We start from the raw sequence: 24,030 nt of genomic DNA, 5'->3' as shown, positions 1-24,030 counted from the left end.
ATAATCGACAAAAAAGGAGGGGCTACTGTGAACATAATAGACATAATTCCTGTTGCACGTGGGAAACAACCCGCTGATTTGTTGTTAAAAAATGCGCGAATAGTCAATGTGTTTAGTGGAGAAATCGAAAGGGCAAACATTGCCATTTTTCGTAAAAGAATCGCGGGGATAGGTGATTACTCTGAAGGAAAACAGGTAATTGATTTGCACGGTGCATACGTTGTACCGGGATTAATAGACGCGCATCTTCACATTGAATCTTCCATGGTTTCACCGGTGGAGTTTGCAAAAACGGTATTGCCGCGCGGAACTACTACTGTTATCGCTGATCCCCATGAAATCGCTAACGTTCTTGGACTCGATGGTGTAGAATACCTGATAAAATCCACTGAAGGAGTACCTCTCAATCTCTACATCATGCTCCCATCATCTGTACCTGCAACAAATCTGGAAAACAACGGTGCGAGGATCTCCGTCATGGATATGATAGGGTTCGTGGAGAAACATCCCCGGGTATTGGGTCTTGGCGAAGTGATGAATTATCCCGATATAATAAATGGAGATCATGATTCCATCGCCAAGATCGAACTTCTTCGCCACAAATACAAAAAAATTGACGGGCACATTCCGGGAATTTCGGGTAAGGATTTGAACGCCTATATCTGTGCCTTCATCCGCTCTGACCACGAATGTACAAATGTGGAAGAGGCAAAAGAAAAGCTTGCTCGTGGGATGCAGATTCTTGTGCGTGAAGGAAGTGTAGCGAGAAATCTCGATGAGCTTTTACCGTTAATCAACGAAAAGAATTATCCTTTTATATCTTTTTGTACTGATGACAAACATCCGAATGATATTCTCAACGAAGGTCACATAGATTATATGATCAGATATGCCATAAAGAAGGGCATCGATCCGATAACCGCTGTGAGGGCTGCAACAATCAATACGGCACGCCATTATAATCTCAGATCAATGGGTGCGATAGCTCCGGGATACAAAGCTGATTTCGTTATCGTTGATAATTTAGAAGAATTCAGGATCTCAATGGTCTTCAAAGATTCAAAACTCATCGCTGAAAACGGTAAACTCGTTATAGATATAAACCGCGAACAGTTTCCGCTCGAAGAGGTCAATACCTTCAAGTGTCCGCATATTGAAGAGAAGGATCTTGAGGTATTGAATAAAGGCGAAAATATACGTGTAATAAGGGTTTATGGAGATGATGTTTTAACAAAAGAACTTAGAATGGAACCCAAAACGAAAGATGGACGGATAGTATCCGATGTCAATAGAGATATACTGAAAGTCGCTTCCATATGCAGATATTGTGAAGAGAAATCAATGGCGATAGGGTTCATTAACGGAACAGGTTTAAAGCAGGGAGCCGTCGCCACATCAGTGGGCCACGATGCCCACAATATGTCTGTGATAGGTACCAACGACGCTGATATGGTTGTGGCTGCAAACAGGGTAATCGATATGGGAGGTGGCCTTGTTATTGCAAATTCTGGAAAAGTTCTGGCAGAACTGCCCCTGCCCATCGCGGGCTTAATGTCTAATCTCAGCTCGAAGGAGGTTGCAGAGCGCCTCGGACATTTGAAAACAGTGTTGAAAGAACTTGGATGTGAGGTCCCGGATCTCTTTATGACCCTTTCTTTTGTTCAGCTTTCGGTGATACCGGAATTGAGAATAACAAATCAGGGGCTTGTTGATGTTATCAACAATAACTTTGTATCACTGTTCATCGGAAAGGAAGGCTGACATTATGAGGACAACAGTAAAACTCAGGAACGTTATAGGAAAGAAAGTCAAAAGGGTTGATGCACTGCCTAAAGTAACCGGGCAGGCTAAATTTGCAGCTGATATGTACTTCAACAGGATGGTTTACTGCTCTCTCGTACTTGCCAGAAAACCCCACGGAGTTCTGAAGGAAATAGAATTCTCGGAAGCGTTGAAAATTCCCGATGTTATTGGTATTTACACTGCAAAAGATGTTCCTGGTGAAAACCAACTCGGTGAAGTTGTTAAAGACATGCCCTGTCTCGTTCCAGTAGGAGGAAAAATAAGGTATTATGGCGACGTTGTTGCTGTGGTAGCTGCTGAAAGTCAGGAAGCAGCTGATGAAGCTGCAAAACGTGTAAAACTGTCCATAGAGGAATTGCCACCTATTTTTAGCATTGAGGAGGCGTTGAAAGACGAAATAAAGATACACGAGCCAACGAATGTCCCGATTCACAAGAAAATAAGGAAAGGCGACGTCGAAAAAGGATTTGCAGAATCCGAATTCATTTTCGAAGACGACTTCCACGCCGATTATCAGGAACAAGCCTATTTAGAACCTCAAGGGGTTGTCGTTTTGCCAGATATTGATTACGGTTATACCGTTTATGGAACAATGCAGTGTCCATATTATGTTCAAAACAGTGTTGCACATATTCTTGGCATTGATTTAAACAAGGTGCGTGTGATTCAAACAGAGACCGGTGGCGGATTCGGAGGAAAGGAAGATGTACCTTCTTATGTCGCTAGTTACGCCGCTGTTGCTGCGTACAATACAGGCAGGCCTGCCAAACTCATATACAGCAGAGAAGTTGATATACAAACAACATCTAAACGCCATCCAATTACTTCTCACTACAAAATAGGTGTGGACAAGAGCGGAAAGTTAAAATCAATAGAGATCAAGGCCTACATGGATATGGGAGCCTACGCTACCCTATCACCTATCGTAATGTTCAGAACGCTTGTTCATGCAGCTGGTAGTTATGAGATACCAAATGTTAAAGTGGATGTTTATGGTGTCTACACCAACAAGGTTCCGCCAGGTGCTTTTAGAGGCTTTGGAAGCCCACAGGTTCTTTTTGCCGTTGAATCCATGATCGATGAGATCTCTCTAAAGCTAGGCATAGACCCAATTGAGTTCAGGTTGAAAAACACTCTTCGTGTTGGAAGCAGAACGGCCACAAATCATCTGCTCACGGAAAGTGTTGGGGCGGTCCAAACTCTGGAAAATGTCAGAACAATCGCTGATTGGGAAAATCTGAAGAAGGAAGTAGAAGAATTCAACAAACAGAATAGTTTCAAAAAACGCGGACTTGGCGTTTCACATATAATCTATGGGGTCAGCCTCGGCGCTGCCGGGCAGCACTTAGATGCTTCAGGAGCACACATACAGGTGAACAAGGATGGAACCATAGACGTAAGAATAGGCGGTACAGAAATGGGACAGGGAGCGAAAACAGTGATTGCTATGCTCGCTGCGGAAGAGCTCGGACAAAAACTGGAAAAGATCAATGTTCATCAACCTGATACCGCTTTCGTTCCCGATAGTGGGCCAACCGTCGCTTCAAGAACCACTCTCTATTCCGGAAATGCTGTGAGAATAGCTGCGAGAGAATTAAGAAAAAGATTTGTTCAACTCTTCGCCGAGATCTTTGATACCGATCCCGAAGATGTTAGCTGGGAAAACGGCCGTTATTTTGACTCCAAAGGAAATGAGCTCAGTTTTGATGAACTTGTGGAAAATGCTTATATGAAAAATGTAAAATTGAATGAAACGGGATGGTACGAGACCCCAAAACTTGAGTGGGATCATGAAACCGGGCAGGGTGAAGCCTATGTGACCTATTCGTATGCCAGCCAGATAGTTCTGGTTGAAGTTGACATGTTGACAGGCTTGACGAGAGTTGTAAAAGGATTTACAAGTCATGATGTCGGTAAAGCGTTGAACCCGGAAGGACTCATTGGCCAGATTCAGGGTGGTTTTGTTCAGGGAATGGGTTACGCTCTGTATGAGCAAATTAAGATGGATCGTGGCAAAATTGTCACCGATAATTTCAATACTTATATAATTCCGACAATACATGAAATCCCTGAAGAGCTTAAAATAGATATAGTCGAAGATGAATACTCTTCCGGTCCGTACGGTGCCAAAGGAATTGGTGAACCATCACTGATGCCAACACCTGCTGCCATAGCTAACGGTATTTCACGTGCGATTGGTAAGAGAGTAAAAAGAATACCAGCGACTGCCGAGTATATATTAAAACTCATCAAGGAGGCATGAACGAATGAAGAAGCTTGTGCTTGGTCCAACATTTGAAGAAATGTTGCATCCCGATAAGATCGACCCAAAAATCAGAAAGAAAGCATGGGAAATGAAAAAAGAAGACCCACTCGATCCAATCAATTTTTACAATATTTCCTGGAGAGATATCAACAACAAAGTTTATCACGTTGTGCTTCCCAAGGAACTAACAGGTGTGGATGCGAATATAATCGTCCTATATGGTAAGGAATTCCCCACAGGAAGCCATAAAGTCGGTGCCACATACTCGATACTTATGGAAAAAAGCCTTAGAGGTGAAGTTGATCCGACGTATCACACCCTCGTTTGGCCATCCACAGGTAATTACGGAATTGGTGGAGCCTGGGTTGGATGTAGAATGAAGTACGATTCAGTGGTTATCCTACCTGAAGAAATGTCACAAGAGCGCTTCGATATCATAAGAAGTTATGGTGCAAGAGTAATCGCAACACCTGGTTGTGAATCCAACGTCAAAGAAATTTATGATAAAGCAAAAGAGCTTAAAGCAGAGAATCCAGAAAAAGTCAGGGTATTGAATCAATTCGCCGAGTTCGGTAACTATCGTTTCCATTATTATGTCACAGGTAACACGATGATCGAATTGGTAAAAGAACTCGGAATCGGTAACGGAAAAATTGCTGCTATCGTTGCTGGTGTTGGTTCTGGTGGAACCATCGCTTGTGGTGATAGAGTGAAAGAGGTCTATCCCGATGCTAAAGTTGTCGCGCTAGAACCTATACAGTGTCCAACGATATCTCTCAACGGTTACGGTGGACACGACATCCAGGGAATCGGAGACAAGCATGTTACATGGATTCATAACGTACTGAACAACGATGCTGTTGTTGCAGTCGACGATGTGGAATCCAAAAAGATGTTGCAGGTTCTAACGGATGAAGAAGGTAAGAAATTCCTAAAGGAATTCCTTCCAGAAAAAACAGTAGAATTCCTCTCAACAGTCTTCGGTATTTCCGGTGTCGCAAACGTAATTGGTGCTATCAAGATGGCGAAGTACTACGGATTCACTTCAGAACACAATATCTTCACCATAGCAACCGATAATATTGACCGCTATCATTCCGTCATGGAACAGATGACGAAAACCTACGGAAAGCTCGACAGGGGCGAAGCAAAACATCGGTTTGAATCCATATTCCTTGGAGCAAAGACTGATTGGATATTCGAAGGAACCGTGGAAAACAGAGAAAGATGGCATAATCTGAAGTACTACACCTGGGTTGAACAACAGGGGAAAACGGTTGAAGAACTAAACGCACAGAGGACTCCGGAATTCTGGCAGAAAGAGAGAGACGAAGTTAAAGTAACCGATGAAATGCTGCTAGATTACAGGAAAAAGTACGGAGTGTGATAAAAAAGGCGGCATAAAGCCGCCTTTTTTATTATAGAATAAGCGTTACTTTCTTTGCAGCTTTTAGCCTGTATAGGTTTTTCGTTCCTCCTGCTCGCGAAGCTACCTTCATTGCCAATTCTGGATTGACTATTCTTGCTCCACCTATTGCCTTCACCACATCCGGATAAACCTCTGGAACAAGTGGTGTTGAAGGTCCAAAAACCACTACTCTATCAGTATTCACAGAATTCAATATGCTGTCTATTGTTCTGTTCATCATCGTGGTTCCCGTAACAATAACAGCCGTACATTCTTTCAACTTCCACGGGATAGCCCAATCAGGAAGATATCCTTCTCCCGAATGCCTTTCAAAGATCAATAGCCCTTTTACCTTATCTTTCAATTTCGATGTTAAAGGTTTGAAATCACCTATAAAGCCAACAATGTCATTTTCCTGAATGTTCAATATCTCGAATATATCTGATTGTGAGACAGATTTTTCTTCTAATTCAGCGTTTACGAGAGCATTCGCGGCGGCAAGTGCGAGGCTGACCGTTATAGGATGATGAATATAACCAAGCTTCAAAAATTCGGGAAGGGTACAGGGAGTTTCAAAGAGCTCGTCGAATAGGGTACAACCGGAAGGAAGCTCATCCCTAAGAAGGTGAGCCACTCCAACGTTTCCGGAGGAGAGCTTAACAGCTGTCATTCCAGTACCCACGACATAATCAAGTACCGACAAGTTCTTTCCTTTGTTTGCTGCAATCTCGAGCACTCTATCAAAAACGCTATTCATAAGTTATTCCCCCCTCAGCGAGATTCTTCGAGTAGAGATATTTTTGATTTAGTTTATATAAGAACAGCAACGGTATAATCCCTATTATAGAAGCAGCACCAAAAAGATTCCACCGTGTGTAAAAACTGCCTATTTCCCCTGCGTAACTGAAAACCTTGAGAGAGAAAGGCATTAATTCGCTTTTGTCAATAAAAACGAGAGGAACAGTAAAAGCATTCCATGAACTAACGAGCACATAGATAAAAATCCCGGAAATGACAGGCAAACTCAGGGGTAACACGATTCTTGAAAAGTATCTTCCTTCACTCATTCCTTCCAGTTTAGCTACTTCCCTGAATTCTCCTGGCATTTTTGAAAAGAATGTACTCATTGTTATTACTGTAAGCGGAATCGCTTGATTTGCGACCACCATGGCAATACCTATCAATGAGTTCAAAAGGTTGAGTTTGTCAAAAAGAATGTATAGAGGTAAGAGTGTATGCATACCCGTATAGATTCCACCAAACAGAACTACAAGCATTATGAAAGATGCTGCCTTATTTTTTCCGCGAGAATACAGATAGCTAAAGGGTAACGCCGTCATAAAAAGAATAGTGGTACTGAACATCGCGATTTTCAGGGTGTTCAAAAGGTTAAACCATAGTCGATGCCTGAAAAAGACAGTTGAAAAGTTCTTGAACGTTAAATCCGAAAGTTTCGGTAAAACGGTGTTCTTTCCAGAAAGGGCAAGTAATATTATGTAAACAAGTATAACGAGGCTGATAACTCCCGGAATCCATTTTAGAATCGATTTAAGGATTTTGGGGGGTGAGAAATTAATAACAGGCATTTTGTATCTCAATGAGAACAGCACAGCAGGAACTGCGAGAAAAGTTGCTGGATTTATGCCTTTCCATCCAGCAGACCAGATCGAATGTATACAAAATACAACATCCAACAACACCAATACAGCAGACAAAATTCTAAAGGCTTTTTTGAATCGAGGAACCAAAAATGTACTAAAAAGATAACCAGCCGCAAGCAAATAAGGCCAGAAACCTATTTTAAGGTAATAACCGATGAGAAAATGTGAAACACCTGCAAGAGGCATAACGTAATGGTGACGCCTTGGAACTTTTGCTCGCGAACTCAAGGCGGCAATTAACCACAACAGAGTTATCACTCCAACGACAGCCGAATATGCCGAGAGTATTCCATAATCTTCTTCGATACTGAACTTTCTATACAAAACTATTCCAAGAAAAGAGGTTGACCCTACAATGGTATTGGGTGTAAATCCTCCAGGCAACAGCGGTCCGTCACCACTCAACAAAAATGCCGTTGAAAAACCCTTGAATGCTCTGGCAAGCTGAAAAAAGTAATATGGAATCAAAAGATATCTGATCTGTCCAAAAAGCATACTGTTGATGGCGGTATCTTTAGCCCCATCTATAAGCAACATGTCGTCAACATCCCTGGGGACACTCTGGAGCATGGCTATAATTATCATCGTACTCATGGGGATCGATAACCACACACTGACAAAGAGAGTTACAATGAAAGCAGACAAAGGCTGGGTGGTGATGTCTATGGTAGTACCGAATAGTAAATTGAGTATAAAATTAAACGGGGAATTGCTTCCATAACCCTGTACAAACGCTCTCCATGCGGAGACGCTTATAAAAGACGGCATGAACCAACCTATACCGATTAAAACCAGAATAGCTTTGTTGACTTTTGATGTTTTACGAAGGGAGACTGCTAGCAAAAAGGAAATTGCTATCTCCAATGAGACCTTCAAGAATGCCCATAAAGATGTTATCTGGAAAGATAAGCGCAATCCGTTGTCTTCAAAAACAAGTTTGTAGTTATGAAATCCAACCGCTTCAGGAACCTCGTCAAAGGCTCCATAACTGAAGAATGAAATAACGAATGCCCAGATCAAAGGAAATACAATAACAATGACAACAAGAAACAAAAGCGGAAGGGCCATCGATATGACCCTTCGCGAAAATATAGCGATTAAAAAGAGTATTACCGTCAGTCCGAGAAAAAGTTCTGCCATATCACCAGTTTGAATTCACGTAATTCTGAGCACTTTTCAATGCTTCATCAACAGAAAGGCTTCCAGAATAGACTGCCTGAAGCACCGTTCTCATCGTGCTGAAATAGAATGATTGGAATTTCAAACCGTTGTACATATACTGTCCAACGTTGAGGATATCATTTAGATCTTTAAGTTCCACTGGTACATCAGTTGCCCACATGGGTATTTTGTTGTATTCAATACAATAATCAATACTCCGGGAAAATAGGAACCTTAGAAAATCGATGGCTATATCTTTTTTGGAGGCATTGAAAATGGCGAAACCTTTTGAGTCAATTATTGGATTGACCCTTTTACCCTCGATCAAGGGGAATGGCAGCATCTTGAATCTAATTCCGGCTTCCTCAAAGTCCTTTGCAAGATAGCTTCCTTGAATTACTACCGCTATTTTTCCTGCTTCAAAAGAGCTTACCAGCGCACCACGATTGAGTCTGGTAAAGACTCCTTCATCAAAGAGATTTTTGATGTATGTTATAGCCTCAGCAATTGCTGGAGAATCAAATGTCGGTTTCCCATCTTCATCCCAGAGCTTTCCAAATCTCGTCATGAAGGGATAGAACACGTAAGAGGACATGAAATCCCATGCAACAGGAACAATATCAGTACCAGCAAATTTTTCCGCGACTTTTTTAAGATCTTCAATGGTGTAATCGAAATCGAGTTCAAGATCTTTGCTTTCAAGTAAATCAAGATTGGCGAAGACAACCTGCACATCTGCGTAGTAAGGAACGGCAACTAACAATCCGTTCACCGAGTACGGTTTGAGGTTTCTCTCTGGAAAAATCCCCAATGATTCAAGATCCGCTCTACCCAATTTCACCAGGAAATCTGAATTCGCTATTCTTTCGGTATTGGTGTCTTTAACCATTGAAATATCCGGCAGATTCCCTGTCCTAAGAGCGGTAAATAATTTTTTATCCAGCTTGGGAACATGTAATACCTTTACATCAATTCCCGTTCTTTCTGAATAAACCTTCGCAACCTCGGTGAAAAACTCTTCGCCTTCCCAGCTAATCCAGATGGTTAGTTCTTCAGCAAAACAGAAGGTAGCCACCAGGATTAACACAAGTGTTACCAGTAAAACTTTTTTCATTTTTGCTCTTTCTCCTTCTTTAAGATCTCAAAGAAGAGCTTTTCGCTTCTGAAAGGCGCTTCTCGGAGTCTTATTCCGGTTGCGTCAAATATTGCATTTGCAATAGCGGGGATTGGTGTATCAATACCAATTTCGGCAATACTCTTCGCCCCGAAAGGCCCTGTTGGCTCGTAACTATCGACAAGTCCACATTCTAACTCACCATAATCCAAACGAGATGGCACTTTGTAAGTAAAGAAGTCGTTTGTCAGCATACGCCCATTGTTAGAATAGATAACATCTTCATACAACGCCCAACCTATACCCTGCATTGTCGCGCCTTCCAGCTGTCCTCTAGCCTGTATCGGGTTAAGTGGTGTCCCACAATCTGCATAAGAAACCAATTTTACTATATCTATTTTTCCAGTATCCAGATCAACTTCTACCTCAGCAAAGGTAGCGAGGAACGGTGGTGGTGACTCTTCACCCACGTAAGAAGCAGTTGCTGCTATCTGCTTTTGTTCGAATGTGTAGAAGAGTTTTGTACAAAGTTCAGCATAAGTCACTTCTTTTCCACTCTTTTTGGATATCACCTTTTCATCTTTTACGTAAAGATCTTCGATGGGTTCTTCAAGATATTTTGAAGCACTCTCGATGATCTGTTTCTTTACCTCTTCTGCTGCTTTTCTCACAGCGTTTCCAGATACGTAGGTCGTACTGGAAGCATAAGCGCCAGTATCGAAAGGCGTCATATCAGTATCCGAAGAGTAAACGATTATCTTCTCAACCGGAACGTCTAAAACCTCAGCAGCTATTTGTGCCATTATTGTATCGCTTCCAGTTCCAAGATCTGTGGCACCTATAAGAAGATTGAAGGATCCGTCATCATTCATTTTTATGGTCGCAGCAGCCATGTCTATTTTTGCTATTCCAGATCCCTGCATTGCAATTGAGCATCCTACACCTCTAACTTTATTTCCGTTTCTTATCGCCTTTCCGTGCTTTTCATTCCAACCGATGGCCTTTTTGCCCTTGTCGATACATTCCTGAAGTTTACAGCTTCTCACTATCTGGTCTACGCCCTCACGACCTTCACCCATTATCTTGAATATAGGTGAAGTTTCACCTTCCCTGATAGAATTTTTCTCCTTAACCTCAAGAGGGTCAAGACCAAGCTCGTGAGCCAGTTCATCAATTGTACAATCCAATGCAAATAGCCCCTGAGGAGCACCATAACCTCTGTAAGCACCTGCAGGTGGAAGATTCGTGTAAACTACATCACCGACAAATTTAACAGCATCAACTTTGTTGTATAACGGAAGGGTCTTAGAACCGGCAACCATAAAGGTTGTTAGAGCATGTTCACCATAAGCTCCTGTATTTGATAGTCCTTCCATCGATATAGCTTTTATCTTTCCATCACTGGTGGCACCAACTGTTACTGTGAATTTCATTTCATGCCTGATATTGGTAGCCATGGAGACTTCCGGGCGTTCGTAAACGATTTTCGCTGGTCTACCGGTTTTCAAAGTGACAGCCACAACATAGGCTTCTTGATGAATTGCCTGCTTGCCACCAAATCCACCGCCTATTCTTGGTTTTATAACACGTATCTTGGAAATAGGAATTTCAAAAATTCTGCTGATAATTCTTCTTACATGGAAAGGTACCTGCGTTGAAGAAACTATAACCAACCTTCCATTCGAGTCATAGTAACTTGTAGCGGTGTGAGGTTCCAGCATAGCGTGAAGCTGGGTGTTAACATAGTATGTTCGAGTAATTACTTTGTCGCATTTTTTGAAGGCATCGTCCAGATCGCCAATTTCCATCTCAAAGTGAGCTGCAATATTTTTTTTCGGGTCAAAAGCACCAGAAATATCTTCTTCATCATGTATGATAGGTGCATCTTCTTTCATTGCTTCTTCGAAATTGAGTATAGCAGGCAAGATCTCGTATTCAACTTCAACGGCATTAGCTCCAAGAATTGCAGCTCTTTCCGTTTCGGCAGCAACAATTGCAACTGGATCACCAACGTACCTGACTTTCCTATCAAGAACAAAGGTATCATAAGGTGATGGTTCAGGATATCCCTGACCGGCTCTCGTAAAGGCAATTCTCGGAAGATCTTCATAGGTAATGACCGCTACAACTCCAGGAATTGCAAGAGCTTTGGTTTTATCTATTTTCTTTATTATGGCGTGAGCATGAGGACTGCGGACTAGTTTGACATGAAGAGCGTTAGGAATATCCAGGTCTCCTGCATAAACAGGTTTTCCTCTAACTAAACCTCTTCCATCTACTTTCTTTATTGATTTATTTATCACTTTGAATTCTTTGCTATTCAGGGTTTCAAACATTCTCATCACCCCTAAGACGTTTTGCTGCTTTTTTGATTGCTCTGGTTTGGGCTTCATAACCGGTACAACGACAGATATTTCCGTTCAAAGCTTCCCTGATCTCCTCTTCTGTGGGGTCAGGGTTCTGTTCAAGAAATGCTTTAGTTGTCATTGTAAGTCCCGGAATACAAAAACCACATTGAGATCCACCTTCTTCAAGAAGGGCTTCCTGAATTGGATGTAGCTCATCATTTTCATTCAAGGATTCAACGGTTTCTACGCTTTGGCCATCAACAGAAGCTGCAAAGGTACTACACGACAGAATTGGTTTACCGTTGAGCAACACCGTGCAGGTTCCACAGCTTGCTGAGTTACAGCTTCTTCTCACACTCTTATATCCAAGTCTTCTCAAAACATCCAGAAGCATTTCTCCTGGATCAATTTCGACTTCATGAAGTTTTCCATTAACTTCTAGACTTATCCTCATGCTATCATCTCCCGAATTTCCTTTGCTGCTCTTTCTGCCAAAACAGAGGCCATGTGCCTACGGTATTCTTCTGTGGCGAGGAAATTACTGCCGCCTTCAAAATGCTCAAAAACTAATGGTTTAACGTGCTCTGGAACTTCCTCAATTTTTAACCCCTTGAGGGCTTGTTCAACCTTTTCGAAACGCTTTGGGAAGTGCGGACGTGAGCCTATAACCACCCGCGAGCTTTCCACAATTCCTGAATTTAGTTTTAATGCGAGAGCAAAATTAACGATGGCAATATCGAATGATGATTTCGACAGTTTCTTGAAAGAGTAGAGATAGCCATCTTTGGGCAAAATAACGTGGGTTATGATGGGCTTACTGTACCTATCCAGCTTGTTGAAATCTTCGATATCCATGTAACGATAGCCTTCTTCTCCAAAAGTTTTAAGTTTGGCTCCAGCAGCCAAAAGACAGGTTGTTACATCAGACCAACCAAGCCTCGGTGCAACGGAGCCACCGATAGTCGCCATGTTACGTATTTGCCAACTTCCAACAGTTGCAAAACTTTTGGAGAAAAAATTTCCGAAAAATGTGGAGATCAAATCAGACTTTCTAAAGTCTTCTATGGTGATATTAGCACCAACACTCAAACCATCTTCGGTCTCTTTTATCTCGGCTAGTTCTTTGATGTTCTTGAGATCAATTATTACTTCGACAGTGGTCGATTTCATGAGGGAAACCGTTGTTCCACCTGAAAGAAGAATGGAATGTTTTCTATCTCTGTTCAGCATCTCAAAGGCCTGTTCAACCGAAGTGGGTTTCAAAAATTCTTTAACATTGAGGAGCACATCTCCCCCTCCTTTCATTCCAGAGTTCTATGATCTTAGTGATCAGATTTTTGGTAACTTCTTTTCTGTACCAAGCGGAAGCACGAATATCACTAATAGGAGTTACATATTCCATACAATAGTCAACGAATTGTTCCAGTTTTGTTCCATCAATTCCTTCTCTTTCGAAATATCTTTCAGCTTTATGAGCTCTAACCACAGTAGGAGCTACTGACCCGAATGCTATCCTAATTTTGCTTTCCTTCACAAGAGCCCCCACTGAGGTAACGGAAATAGCCATCGCGTTTCTTTGGCCAACCTTGTAGAAAAATGGGAACCATTCGCCAGTTTTTTCAAAAACAATCGCCCGTACATATTCACCTAAGGAGAGCGTTGTTTTTCCAGGGCCAACAATGAAATCCTCTATATCCTGAGAACGTTCACCTTTAGGACCTCGAATTACCACCTTTGCATTTGATAGATAAAGAGCAAGTATCGAATCGCCAGCAGGTGAAGCGTTCACCACGTTACCTACCAGAGTTCCTTTGTTCCTTATCTGCGGACTACCAATTTCTCTGACCGCCATTGTAAGGATCTTCGCATCTTTTTGTAATAACTCTGATTCCAGTATCTGAGTGTGTGTAACCTTACACCCGATCCTTATCCTATCACCAAGATCTTCAATTTCATCCATTCCCTTGAGCTTTGAAAGAAGAACAACCTTTTCTGGTTTTTCTCTATCAGCGCGTATTTTCACCATCAAATCAGTTCCACCAGCCATGATTTTTACATTATCTTCCATGAGAGCCATCATAAGTTCGTCTTCTGTTTCCGGCAGTATTACCTTAAAAGCCACATAAACACCCCCGGTCTCTATAATTATTGTTTTTCGTTTTTTACCTTTACTATTTCAGCGGCAATGGCTATTGCTATTTCGCCAGGTGTTTGAGCACCTATCTCTATCCCTATCGGTGTCTTTACGCGTTCCCACGCTTCCTCTGTATAGCCTGCTCTAAACATCCTCTCTTTAAGTTCAGAATTTTTCTTATTTGAACCAATCAGTCCAATGTATCTTGCTTTTGAAGCGAGACATATCTGCAAAGCCTCGAAATCTTTGGTGTGCCCTCTGGTCAACACAACACAGAAATCCCTCGCTTCTATTGTCGGAAAGCTCCCGGGCTCGTCGTAATTGATTTTTCTGTAACTACAGATTTTATCAAAATTTCTCAGGAAGTTCTCATTGTCATCCATTACCACCACATCAAAATCAGCAGCTACAAGTATTTTTGCAACCCTTTCTGATAACTTTCCGGCACCAAAGATGTATACCTTCGGTGACGGGCCAACGTAATGAAAAAAAACCGATGTACGTTCACCACAGGTTGCCCCCCATAGGGCCGCGACACTTCTATGCTCTATGTATGTTTCCATAAAACTCATAGACGTCTTCATCGCTTTTGTCATATTGGCTTCGAGAAATCTCCTGAATTCTCCTTCAGCTTCTCCATAAAATTTCCCGGCATAAGTCATTCCAAAAACCTCTCCTTCCATTCTTTCGCTGGAGGTTTTTGTATTACAAACAGTCGCGATAACAAAAGGTTCATCGAGACCTATGAGTATCTCCCATAGCTTTCTCGGGTCTTTCAATGGTTTTCAACGCCTCCTTAAAATCATTTTCAGTATCTATGTCAAAACAATGCCTTTTCTGCCCTCCGAGCGGTATAAAAGCTGACTTGTTATCATTAATAAGAACCGACGCGCCTCTGTCACCGTGGAGTTCCATGATCCTTTTGAAGAATTTACCGGGAATAAACGTTGGAAACCCCTTTTTCCCTTCGTGCACGAAACTGATAATCTTCGGATCTTCTGGCACTATTCTCTTTCTTATCTCTACAATGTCAGAAGAGTAGATAAAAGGCATATCTCCCAGGGTTATAAAAATCCCTTCAGGTTCTTCTAATAGGAACGCATTAAAACCAACTTTTAGGCTCGAAGAGATACCATAGATATGGCTGTGATTTAGAACCATCTCGTAACCTGAAAAATCAAATCTCTCTACCGGAAAGTCAGGTCTCACAACAACTACTTTTTTGTAACACGGGGCATCTTTCAAATTATCCAGAACAATCTGAAGCAGCGGTTTACCATCGAACTCTTTCAGGAGTTTATCGGTACCAAACCGCTTTGCTGATCCTGCAGCCAGTATAACGAGCCCCGTTTTCACGTTTTTATTCACCCTTTTCCAGTTTTTCAGATGCCAATTCAACAGCCTTTATGATCTTGTAGTAACCGGTACATCTGCAAAGGTTTCCCTCAAGGGCTTCTTTTATTTGTTCCTCAGACGGTTTTGGATTTCTGTCCAGCAACACCTTAGCCGACATTATCATCCCGGGGGTACAGAAACCACACTGCACACCACCAGCTTCTATAAATGCTTCCTGTACAGGATGTGGTTTTCCATCCTTCGACAATCCTTCAATAGTCCAGACATCTTTGCCATCAAGTTCGACGGTAAGCATGAGGCATGAGTGCACGTTACGCCCATCGACTATGATGGTACAGGCACCACATTCTCCTTCACCACAACCTTCTTTGACTCCCGTCAATCCCATTTCATCTCTCAGAAAGTCAAGTACCCGCATATCCGGCCTTATATCGACTTCTACGGGCTCACCATTCAACTTAAAGCTTATCTTCATCCAATCCCTCCCTGATTTTCTCAACGTTAGCAGGAAGCTTTTTAAGCTCTTCGAGAACCCGAGCAGGTGCTTTCAAATCTTTAAGGCCATTTCCGGTAACAATCAAAGCTACTCTTGCGCTTTCCGAAATCTGACCAAGACTTTTCATTCGTTTGAATCCTGCAAAAGCAGTTGCTCCCGCCGGTTCAGCAAAAACGCCGGTTCCCCTTGCAAGTTCGATTATACTATCCAGGATTTCCTTATCTGAAACCTTCACAAAGAGGCCACCGTTCTTTTTTGTATACTTACAGGCTTTTATTACGTCTCTTGGCTTGCCTACAGCAATGCTATCCGCTACGCTATGTGCGTCTAAATCAGCAGGTGTGAAAGGCTCTCCACGTTCGTATGTATCTATAATGGCGGAAGCATTCTCGGCCTGAACACCTACGATCGTTGGAATCCTTTCGATGATTCCAAGTTCCTTCAAATCCATAAAGGCCTTATAGAAACTGCTCAAAACGGTACCATCACCGACAGAAACGAAGACAAAGTCAGGAAGATCCATTCCCGTTTGTACCGCAAGCTCAAGCGCACCTGTTTTCTTTCCTTCAAGTAGATAGGGATTTATCGCACTGTTTCTGCAATACCAACCTTTTTCCATACCGACGATCATCGATATATCGAAGGCTTCATCGTAACTACCATCTATCGCGAGAACCTTTGCACCGTATACCTGCAGCTGGGTCAGTTTGGCTGCTGGTGCCGACGCGGGAACAAAGATAACGCTCTTCAAGCCCGCGGCAGCGGTGAGCCCTGCCAGAGAACTCGCTGCGTTGCCTGTCGAGGCACAAAAAACGGTATTGTAACCTTTTTCCTTTGCTTTAACAACAGCAAGGGCACTGGCTCTGTCCTTAAAGGAAGCTGTCGGGTTTCTTCCATCATCCTTTACCAGGACCTCAGCAACGCCATATTTTCCTGCAATTTTATCAGCCCTATACAAAGGTGTGTTCCCCACAAGAAGCGGAGGTATAAGTTCGTCAAAATTTTCGGGAAGAGGAAGTAGGTCGGAAAATTGCCAGATCCCGCGTTCAGAAAACGTTGACCAACGGGCATCTTTCAGCCTTTTTTTCAGAATCGAAAAATCGTATATAACTTCAAGTGTTCCCAGTCTTGGTCCGCAATCAGGGCAAGTGTATTCAACTTCCTCTGGTGAATATTCCTTTCCACAGCTTATACACCGAAGCAAGTAGTTGTACTTAATCAAAAAAGAACACCTCCGATGGCTTTTGTTGGACATTTGGTCTGACATAGGCCACAACCAAAACAGGCTTCCTCATCCACAATAACCTGTTCTTCCATACTCAAAGCAAAGTAAGGACACACTTCAACACACACGCCACATTTGACACACTTGGAATGATCAATTTTCGGTGTTCGTTTTTCGTATGATACCTCAGGATTAGAATTCGTCGCAAGGCCTTTTATTTCATTTATACTGTTGTACCCAAGTGCCTCTAATTTTTTTGGAAGATCAGCGATTATTTTTTTGTAGATGCTCTTTCCATAGAGTAGAGCACCTGAAAGAAGCTGAACAGCGGAAGCACCGGCCATAATAAAATCGATGACGTCATCAGCAGATGATATACCGCCTACACCGATGATTGGCAAATTACAGCTCGAAGCCACCCGTTTTACCATCGCCAGAGCAATTGGCTTGATCACTGGTCCGGAAATCCAGCCAAAGCCATGTGTGCTACCTAGAGGTGACGATTTTAATTCGCGGTAGAGTGGATAACCCGGTCCTAAAGAGTTAATGGCAACTATACCATCCCCACCAGCTTCTTCAACTGCTTTTGCCATGACCTCAGGTTCAGGTACCGACGGATCAAACTTCAGGAATACAGGTTTATCCGTATGCTTTTTAACCGTCCTGATGAGATGTTTCATGAGCTCTGGATCATCCGCCACATAATGTGTGGAAAGCTCAAAAGCGTCGGCAAGATCGTCGAACATTGGTACCAGGACCTCAAGATCTTCCACGGTGTATCCCAGACTGACTATCAATGGAAGAGAGCTTTTTTCTCTGAATTTTGGTATGAATTCACCTTTCCACTTTTCAGGTGGATATTCCGTCCACAACTCGGTATTCATAATATAGTTTTTTCCTGCAATTATACAGGGACGTGGAACCTCAGCAGCTTTTGTAGATATCGTCTTGGTAACCATGGCACCAAGCCCAAAATCTGTAAGGGCAAGCATCTTCTGGTCGTCCCCGGTCAACGGCCCTGAAGCGGGCATTACCGGATTTGCAAGCTGCAGACCGGCTATCTTCGTTGTGAGATCCAATTTAATCCCTCCCATACTTTTACAGCCTTTTCCAGAGTTTTTCAGCAAGCTTTCTTGCTTCTTTGTAGAGCTCCTCCTCAGATACTCCGACAACCTTTTTATTCTTTAGAACATGTTGTCCTGCAACAAACGCATCGGTTACATTGAGGTTGTCGATAATTCCAAAAAAGAAATGCCCCAGGAAATTCTCAGCACTCAGTGGTGTTGGATTATTGTAATCGATCACTATCATATCAGCAGCGTAACCCGGTTCTATCTTTCCAAGTTTGATACCAAAGGTGTTCGAAGCTATTTCGTAATTTGTCGAGAAGAAAGTCTTCGCTAAATCGTCAACGGAAGACACCCTGGGATCACGCTTCAGATGATGAGGTGTGAGGATGAAAAACCTCAAATCATGAGACAGGTTAAATCCGAACCCATCGTTTCCAACACCGACGTTGAGCCCTTTTTCAAGAAATTTTGGCCAATAGGAAATTCCAACCCCATTGTTAATATTTGACTGAACGTTAACGACAATATAAGAATCACTTTCTTTTATCAAATCCACTTCCGAATCATCTACATGGATACAGTGGGCGAAAATTGATCCGCGAGCCAAAAGCCCATGTTTATGGAAGCGTTCTATTATTCGAACTCCATAACGATTTACGCTCTGTTCTTCGTCCTCTGGCCCTTCAGCAACGTGCACATGAACGGGTATCTTGCCTTTTACAGCATTTGAAACTCTTTCGAGGGTATCATCTGAAAGGGTAAAGCTCGCGTGAAGTCCAAAGTATCCCGCACGGAATTCATTTCTCGTTTCAAAGAAATCGAGATTTTCTTCTATACCGAAGCGTGTAGCATCTTCCCCGTCTCTATCGGAAACCTCGTAACAGGTAGCACAACGAAGGCCAACTTCGTTGACAGCCTTTGCTATCTGCTCAAGAGAACCCTTTATCGAATTTGGTGACGAGTGATGATCTATAACGCTCGTTACTCCAGCTTTAAGAGATTCCACTGCTCCAATTGCAGCACTGAGTCTCACATCATCGAGAGTTAATTTGCGATCAAGTCTCCACCATAGTTGCTCCAGAAGTTCAGCGAAAGAATTTGGATCAAATCTATCCAGAAACATTCCGCGCGCAAAAGTCGAATAAAAATGAGTATGTGCATTAACAAATCCCGGAAGAAGAAGCTTCCCACGAAAAGATAGTATTTCTTCCCCTTCAAGAAAATCCGGATTTCCTTCGCCAATCTCGATTATTTTTCCATTATCGACCCTGACAAAGCCTTCAGGAATGTATCTTCCGTTATTGGTAAAAATCGAAACGTCTTTGATGAGCATTTTTATCTCCCCCAGAAAAATTCGCTTCTTTTCAGGAACTTTCCATTTCCTTCATCCAGCAAGATGGTCGAACCGTCGAAGGCGAGTTTTCCTCTTAATAATGTATATTTGACTCTACCTTTCAGTTCAAGATCTTTGTACGGCCAATACTCAGCTTTACCGTAGGCAGGATCCTGCACTGTAAATCTCTCATTCGGATCAACCACAGTAATATCGGCGTCGGTTCCGGGAAGGAGTGATCCTTTTTCAGGATAAACCCCCATATACTTCGCCGGGTTTTTGCTGAGTAGCCGAACAACCTTCGATAAATCCCCGCCAAGCAGCGTGTTAACCACACTATATGTGATACCAAGGGAAGCGATACCGTACGGAACCGAGTCGAGCTTTCCGTCACTTTCTGTTTTTTCTTCTACAGTAAATGGACAATGATCCGTTCCAACAGTGCTGATGAATCCTTTTCTCAATGCACGAACCAGAAGTTCACTCTCTTTTTCGCTTCTGAGCGGTGGACAGAATGTATATAAATATCCGTCTTTTCTTTTTAAAAGTTTTTTGTTCAGCGCTAGATACTGCGGACACGTCTCAAATACTATATTATCTCTGCTAATTACAGCAAAACTCTCAATCCAATTTACCGTTTCACCGCTTGAAAGATGAACGATATAGGCCTGACCCTTCGCCTTAGTGGCAAGAAGAGCAACCATTATTACTGCTCCAATCTCACTCTCAGTTGCACGGATATCAGAAAGATATTCGAAGGTTCCCGGATATTTCTTCGAATTTATTTTTATAAGTTCATCGTTTTCCGCGTGAACCATTACAACGCTTCCTATTTTTCCGGAACTCTTCAACAGCTCGTAAAGGTATCCATCATCGGTTCTTCTATTTGTATCACCGTAAGCTGTAAAAACTTTTATCGTTGGACAGCCTGTTTCCACAGCCAGTTTCGAAACCTCTTCAGGAGATAGTTTGACATTTCCACCAAGGGTTATGTGAAGCCCGTAATCGATTTTGGATACGGAAGCATCCTTTAGCCTTTCTGTTAAATTCTTCATGAAACCTTCGTAATCGTAAATGGGCTCTGTAAAATCGAAGATGGTGGTCACACCACCCGCCAGAGCAGCGTCAGAGCCGGAAGAAAAATCATCGGTTGAACTATAACGCCCGAGCCTTAAACCAAGATGAACGTGCGGATCTATAAATCCTGGAAGAATAAAAAGGCCAGAGCAGTCCAGAGACGCTCTGGCTGGATGATATGCATTCTTTGGAGTTATATCCGCTATCTTTCCTTCGGAAATATACAAATTGGCAGCATAGAGATCTGCGCCATCGCAGACCTCCCCGCCAATCAGTACAAGATCATATTTCACGGCCTACCACCCATGGTTAAAGCCATAACAGCTTTTGCGGTGTGCAGGCGGTTTTCTGCTTCGTCTATGACGATTGACTGTGGACCATCAATGACTTCATCAACAACTTCTCTTCCTCTATCTGCTGGAAGAGCATGCATGTAGACAGCGTGCTTCTTGGCGAGTTTCATTCTTTCAGGTGTACAGATCCAGTCTTTGTGCTTTCTGACCTCTGCCATAATGGTTTCTGGATCATCGGAAACAAAGAAGCCGCCCCATGATTTTGGAATGACGATATCCGCATCTTTGAAGGCTTCATCCATATCGTGGATGATCTCAAATTTCGCGCCTGTTTCTTCAGCGTTCTTCTTCGCCTGTTCAACTATCTCCGGCATTAGATCGAATCCCTTCGGGTAAGCAAGGGTTACGTCCATTCCATAACGCGGGAAGAGAAGGAGTTGGGACTGTGGTACTGAAAGAGGCTTCAGATGACTTTCAGCATACGCCCATGTGATGGCCACTTTCAGCCCTCTGGTGTTCTTACCAAATCTTTCCTGTATTGTCATTAAATCAGCGAGAACCTGCATTGGATGATAGAAATCGTCCTGAAGGTTCAAAATAGGAACATCCGAATACTTTGCGAGGGCTCTGAGGTAATCATTTCCTATCTTGTATGCACAATGTCTCACGGCTATTGCGTGGCCATACCTTGAAAGTATCTGAGCGGTATCCTTAGCGACCTCTCCATGGGCTGTTTGCATAACCTTTGGGTTCAAGAAATGCGCGTGGCCTCCGAGTTGAGTTATACCAGCCTCTATCGAATTACGTGTTCTTGTGCTTTCATCGAAGAAGATCATAAAAACTGTTTTGTAAAGAAGCCAGGGTGTGAGCTCGCCAACAGCAAAGCGTCTTTTCAGATCTGCTGCCAGATCCAGCATGAGATCAATTTCTTCTTTTTTAAATTCCTGTGTGGTGATGAAATGCTTTCCTCTGAGCATGCTTCCCATAACTAACCCTCCTTAAAGTTCTTTTGAAAGTTTCAAAGGTAAATAAGCATACATTGCAGCTGCCTTAACAAGATGATCAACAGGTACCTGATCCTTTGGGCTGTGCGCATAGATTTCATTCGCAGGCCCAAATCCTATCGTAGGTATTCCAAACATTCCTGCGGTAGCAACGCCGTTTGTTGAAAAAGTCCACTTATCAACAAACGGCTCTTCTCCAAATACTTCCTTATAAGCCGCTACTGTTTTCTTCACAATCTCATGATCTTCATCCATTACCCATGTTGGGAAGTATTTCTTTGTAGGATACTCGACACCTGTATAAGAAGGCCTTCTGTATTCGAGTTCTATAATTTCGGCTTCTTCTCCGGCTCTTTTGATCGCATCCTCGAGTTCAGCGATAACAGTCTCTCTGGTTTCTCCTGCGGTAAGTCTTCTATCAAGCTGAATTACACATTCATCGGGGACAGCATTATGAGATGGAGATTTGAAGAAAATTTGGGTGACCGCTATCGTTCCTTTTCCAAGGAATGGGTCATCTTTTAGTCTGTCGTTTAGCTTTTCTATTTCCTGAATTATTCTGCTCATTTTATATACGGCATTTATACCCCGTTCCGGAGCGCTAGCATGGCAGGAAAGACCGACTGTTTTTATCTGAAGCTCGATCCTTCCCCTATGACCTCTGTAAATATTCAAATTGGTTGGCTCTGTTATAACCACGTAATCCGGTTTAATTCGGTCTTCTTTGACGATGTACTGCCAGCACAAACCGTCGCAATCCTCTTCCATTACTGTTCCAGTAACATACAGCGTGAAGTCACCCAAAAGCCCAAGTTCTTTCATTACCTTAACGCCATATACCATCGAAGCCATACCGGCCTTCTGGTCGCTTGCGCCTCTTCCATAGATTATCCCGTCCTTTAAAACCGCTTCAAAGGGATCTACTTCCCATAAATCAGGGTTTCCAACCTCTACTGTGTCGATGTGAGCGTCCATGGCGATGATCTTACTTCCGTTTCCAACTCTTCCCAGAACATTTCCGAGGCCATCGATAATAACCTCATCAAATCCTACCTTTTCCATTTCTTCTTTGATTCTGAGTATAACGTCTTTTTCTTGGGCAGAATAGCTTTTGGTCCTTATTAAATCCTGCATGAAATTCGTTAGATCTTCACGATATTTTTCCGCTGTCTCCAGAAGTTTTTTCCCTATCATTCAATCATTCCTTTCTACGAAAATTTTAGATATTCACTATTTCTTTTTATTATACTTGCAAACATCTACACCGTAAAATCTTAATAGAGGCCAAAGATGACCTTTATGGTTGTGAAAAGCTCTTGTTTTCATTCAGACTCATTTTGTTATAACTATAAGCCTCAAAAAGCTCCATATCCGACGAGAGGTGCTTTTTTACATACTGTCCACAGTTGCTTCCTATTTTATTTTCTTCAAGCTCTCCGATACTCAAAATCACATCGTATCCACTTTTTTCTAAAGCCTCCAGTAACCCTGGATGATGAGGAAGCCGATTATCAAATACATCTACACCGGATACAATGCCGTTTTCTTTCGCTGAATACGTAGGATTTACCGGTGTGATTTTGATGAGAAACTTCTCGGGATCGAAGTGTTTGATTATTATCCCTGGGTCAACAATGTTGTCTTTTGAAAGAGCAAAATTCAATGTTATCTTTCTATCTCCTTCTTTGACAAATTCCTTTCCATATTCCGCGATTTTTTCAAGGTGCCATTTTGGAACAGGTATTATTTCGTTTCGTTGCCTTAGATCTGTAGAATGGATGGAAAACTGTAACTGAAATCTTCCCCCGTAATGCCGTTCTTTTATCCAATAAAGCCTTTCAAAAAAAGCTTCCCTTCCTTTGGGAGCTATAGTTGATACAGAGGGAAGGAGGCCCGGAGCCTCGAACTCTTCTGGCAATCTATCAAGAACATCGATAACAGCATCGTTGAAAGCTGGTTCTCCCATCCTGGCGAACTGTATTTTGAACTTCTTTGATGGGACCTTTCTTCCACCAAATCTAAAGTTTACGACATATTCGATTTGTTCCAGCATTTCCTTGGCGGTAAGCTTTCCACCGTAAAAGCCCCCGGCATCACACATAGAACAACCAACAGGGCATCCAACAAGGGTTGAAATTATTATAACCTCTTTCTCATTCCTGGACAGTGGAGGCTGAATGGACTCTACAAATTCCACCTCGTTTCCCATCGAAGTTCGCCCGACGAACACTAATGCAAGTTCCTTCTTGCCGTAACATGCCACCAATTCCATGTGCAAGTT

Annotated in this window: 20 protein-coding genes; 3 read left to right on the top strand and 17 right to left on the bottom strand. The window is 42.5% G+C overall.

What is annotated here, in order from left to right; all coding sequences use genetic code 11:
* Positions 1 to 27: 27 nt before the first annotated feature.
* The 3 genes from ade to KOLE_RS10540 are packed head-to-tail and all read left to right on the top strand — an operon-like array spanning position 28 to position 5,456.
* Positions 28 to 1,761 carry an adenine deaminase gene (ade, locus tag KOLE_RS10550; RefSeq protein WP_015869406.1) on the top strand — a complete coding sequence of 578 codons (1,734 nt, stop codon included), beginning with the start codon at positions 28 to 30 and terminating at the stop codon, positions 1,759 to 1,761.
* 4 nt (positions 1,762 to 1,765) lie between these two features.
* The gene (locus KOLE_RS10545; RefSeq protein WP_015869405.1) at positions 1,766 to 4,066 is read left to right on the top strand and encodes a xanthine dehydrogenase family protein molybdopterin-binding subunit; all 2,301 of its coding nucleotides are present in this window, start codon (positions 1,766 to 1,768) and stop codon (positions 4,064 to 4,066) included.
* A 4-nt stretch (positions 4,067 to 4,070) separates the two neighbouring features.
* The gene (locus KOLE_RS10540) at positions 4,071 to 5,456 is read left to right on the top strand and encodes a PLP-dependent cysteine synthase family protein (RefSeq protein WP_015869404.1); all 1,386 of its coding nucleotides are present in this window, start codon (positions 4,071 to 4,073) and stop codon (positions 5,454 to 5,456) included.
* A 31-nt stretch (positions 5,457 to 5,487) separates the two neighbouring features.
* On the opposite strand, the gene KOLE_RS10535 is transcribed toward KOLE_RS10540, so the two are convergent.
* The 17 genes from KOLE_RS10535 to KOLE_RS10455 form a co-directional block, all read right to left on the bottom strand.
* Positions 5,488 to 6,234 (bottom strand): Rossmann-like domain-containing protein, encoded by a 747-nt coding sequence (locus KOLE_RS10535; RefSeq protein WP_015869403.1) that lies wholly within the window; start codon positions 6,232 to 6,234, stop codon positions 5,488 to 5,490.
* Entirely contained in the window at positions 6,227 to 8,278 is a 2,052-nt protein-coding gene (locus KOLE_RS10530; RefSeq protein WP_041288745.1) for an ABC transporter permease, read from the bottom strand. The genes KOLE_RS10535 and KOLE_RS10530 overlap by 8 nt, the downstream gene beginning before the upstream one ends.
* 1 nt (position 8,279) lies before the next feature.
* Positions 8,280 to 9,413 carry a sugar ABC transporter substrate-binding protein gene (locus tag KOLE_RS10525; RefSeq protein WP_015869401.1) on the bottom strand — a complete coding sequence of 378 codons (1,134 nt, stop codon included), beginning with the start codon at positions 9,411 to 9,413 and terminating at the stop codon, positions 8,280 to 8,282.
* Complete coding sequence (locus KOLE_RS10520; protein ID WP_015869400.1) at positions 9,410 to 11,749, bottom strand: xanthine dehydrogenase family protein molybdopterin-binding subunit; 2,340 nt, start codon at positions 11,747 to 11,749, stop codon at positions 9,410 to 9,412. The genes KOLE_RS10525 and KOLE_RS10520 overlap by 4 nt, the downstream gene beginning before the upstream one ends.
* Positions 11,742 to 12,215: a (2Fe-2S)-binding protein gene (locus tag KOLE_RS10515; RefSeq protein WP_015869399.1), complete on the bottom strand. Its 474-nt coding sequence runs from the start codon at positions 12,213 to 12,215 to the stop codon at positions 11,742 to 11,744. The genes KOLE_RS10520 and KOLE_RS10515 overlap by 8 nt, the downstream gene beginning before the upstream one ends.
* Positions 12,212 to 13,048 carry an FAD binding domain-containing protein gene (locus KOLE_RS10510; protein ID WP_015869398.1) on the bottom strand — a complete coding sequence of 279 codons (837 nt, stop codon included), beginning with the start codon at positions 13,046 to 13,048 and terminating at the stop codon, positions 12,212 to 12,214. The genes KOLE_RS10515 and KOLE_RS10510 overlap by 4 nt, the downstream gene beginning before the upstream one ends.
* Positions 13,032 to 13,883, bottom strand: a complete 852-nt coding sequence (locus KOLE_RS10505) for an FAD binding domain-containing protein (protein WP_015869397.1) — start codon at positions 13,881 to 13,883, stop codon at positions 13,032 to 13,034. The genes KOLE_RS10510 and KOLE_RS10505 overlap by 17 nt, the downstream gene beginning before the upstream one ends.
* 23 nt (positions 13,884 to 13,906) lie before the next feature.
* On the bottom strand, positions 13,907 to 14,674 hold the full coding sequence (locus KOLE_RS11270; RefSeq protein ID WP_015869396.1) for an XdhC family protein: 768 nt from the start codon (positions 14,672 to 14,674) through the stop codon (positions 13,907 to 13,909).
* Complete coding sequence (locus tag KOLE_RS10495) at positions 14,628 to 15,251, bottom strand: nucleotidyltransferase family protein (RefSeq protein ID WP_041288744.1); 624 nt, start codon at positions 15,249 to 15,251, stop codon at positions 14,628 to 14,630. The genes KOLE_RS11270 and KOLE_RS10495 overlap by 47 nt, the downstream gene beginning before the upstream one ends.
* Positions 15,252 to 15,255: 4 nt before the next feature.
* Complete coding sequence (locus KOLE_RS10490; protein ID WP_015869394.1) at positions 15,256 to 15,726, bottom strand: (2Fe-2S)-binding protein; 471 nt, start codon at positions 15,724 to 15,726, stop codon at positions 15,256 to 15,258.
* Positions 15,710 to 16,969 (bottom strand): threonine synthase, encoded by a 1,260-nt coding sequence (thrC, locus tag KOLE_RS10485; RefSeq protein ID WP_015869393.1) that lies wholly within the window; start codon positions 16,967 to 16,969, stop codon positions 15,710 to 15,712. Before thrC ends, KOLE_RS10490 begins: the two co-directional genes overlap by 17 nt.
* The gene (locus KOLE_RS10480) at positions 16,966 to 18,051 is read right to left on the bottom strand and encodes a 4Fe-4S binding protein (protein ID WP_015869392.1); all 1,086 of its coding nucleotides are present in this window, start codon (positions 18,049 to 18,051) and stop codon (positions 16,966 to 16,968) included. The genes thrC and KOLE_RS10480 overlap by 4 nt, the downstream gene beginning before the upstream one ends.
* 19 nt (positions 18,052 to 18,070) lie before the next feature.
* Complete coding sequence (ssnA, locus tag KOLE_RS10475) at positions 18,071 to 19,375, bottom strand: putative aminohydrolase SsnA (RefSeq protein ID WP_015869391.1); 1,305 nt, start codon at positions 19,373 to 19,375, stop codon at positions 18,071 to 18,073.
* 2 nt (positions 19,376 to 19,377) lie between these two features.
* A complete protein-coding gene (locus KOLE_RS10470) occupies positions 19,378 to 20,745 on the bottom strand; it encodes a dihydroorotase (protein WP_015869390.1) in 1,368 nt (455 codons plus the stop codon).
* Complete coding sequence (locus KOLE_RS10465; RefSeq protein ID WP_015869389.1) at positions 20,742 to 21,731, bottom strand: ornithine carbamoyltransferase; 990 nt, start codon at positions 21,729 to 21,731, stop codon at positions 20,742 to 20,744. The genes KOLE_RS10470 and KOLE_RS10465 overlap by 4 nt, the downstream gene beginning before the upstream one ends.
* 12 nt (positions 21,732 to 21,743) lie before the next feature.
* A complete protein-coding gene (locus KOLE_RS10460; RefSeq protein ID WP_015869388.1) occupies positions 21,744 to 22,943 on the bottom strand; it encodes a YgeY family selenium metabolism-linked hydrolase in 1,200 nt (399 codons plus the stop codon).
* A gap of 103 nt (positions 22,944 to 23,046) precedes the next feature.
* Positions 23,047 to 24,021 carry a radical SAM protein gene (locus KOLE_RS10455; RefSeq protein WP_015869387.1) on the bottom strand — a complete coding sequence of 325 codons (975 nt, stop codon included), beginning with the start codon at positions 24,019 to 24,021 and terminating at the stop codon, positions 23,047 to 23,049.
* Positions 24,022 to 24,030: the final 9 nt, after the last annotated feature.

The organism is Kosmotoga olearia TBF 19.5.1 (assembly GCF_000023325.1).
Classification (GTDB): domain Bacteria; phylum Thermotogota; class Thermotogae; order Petrotogales; family Kosmotogaceae; genus Kosmotoga; species Kosmotoga olearia.
This window is presented reverse-complemented; position numbering and strand designations above follow the sequence as displayed.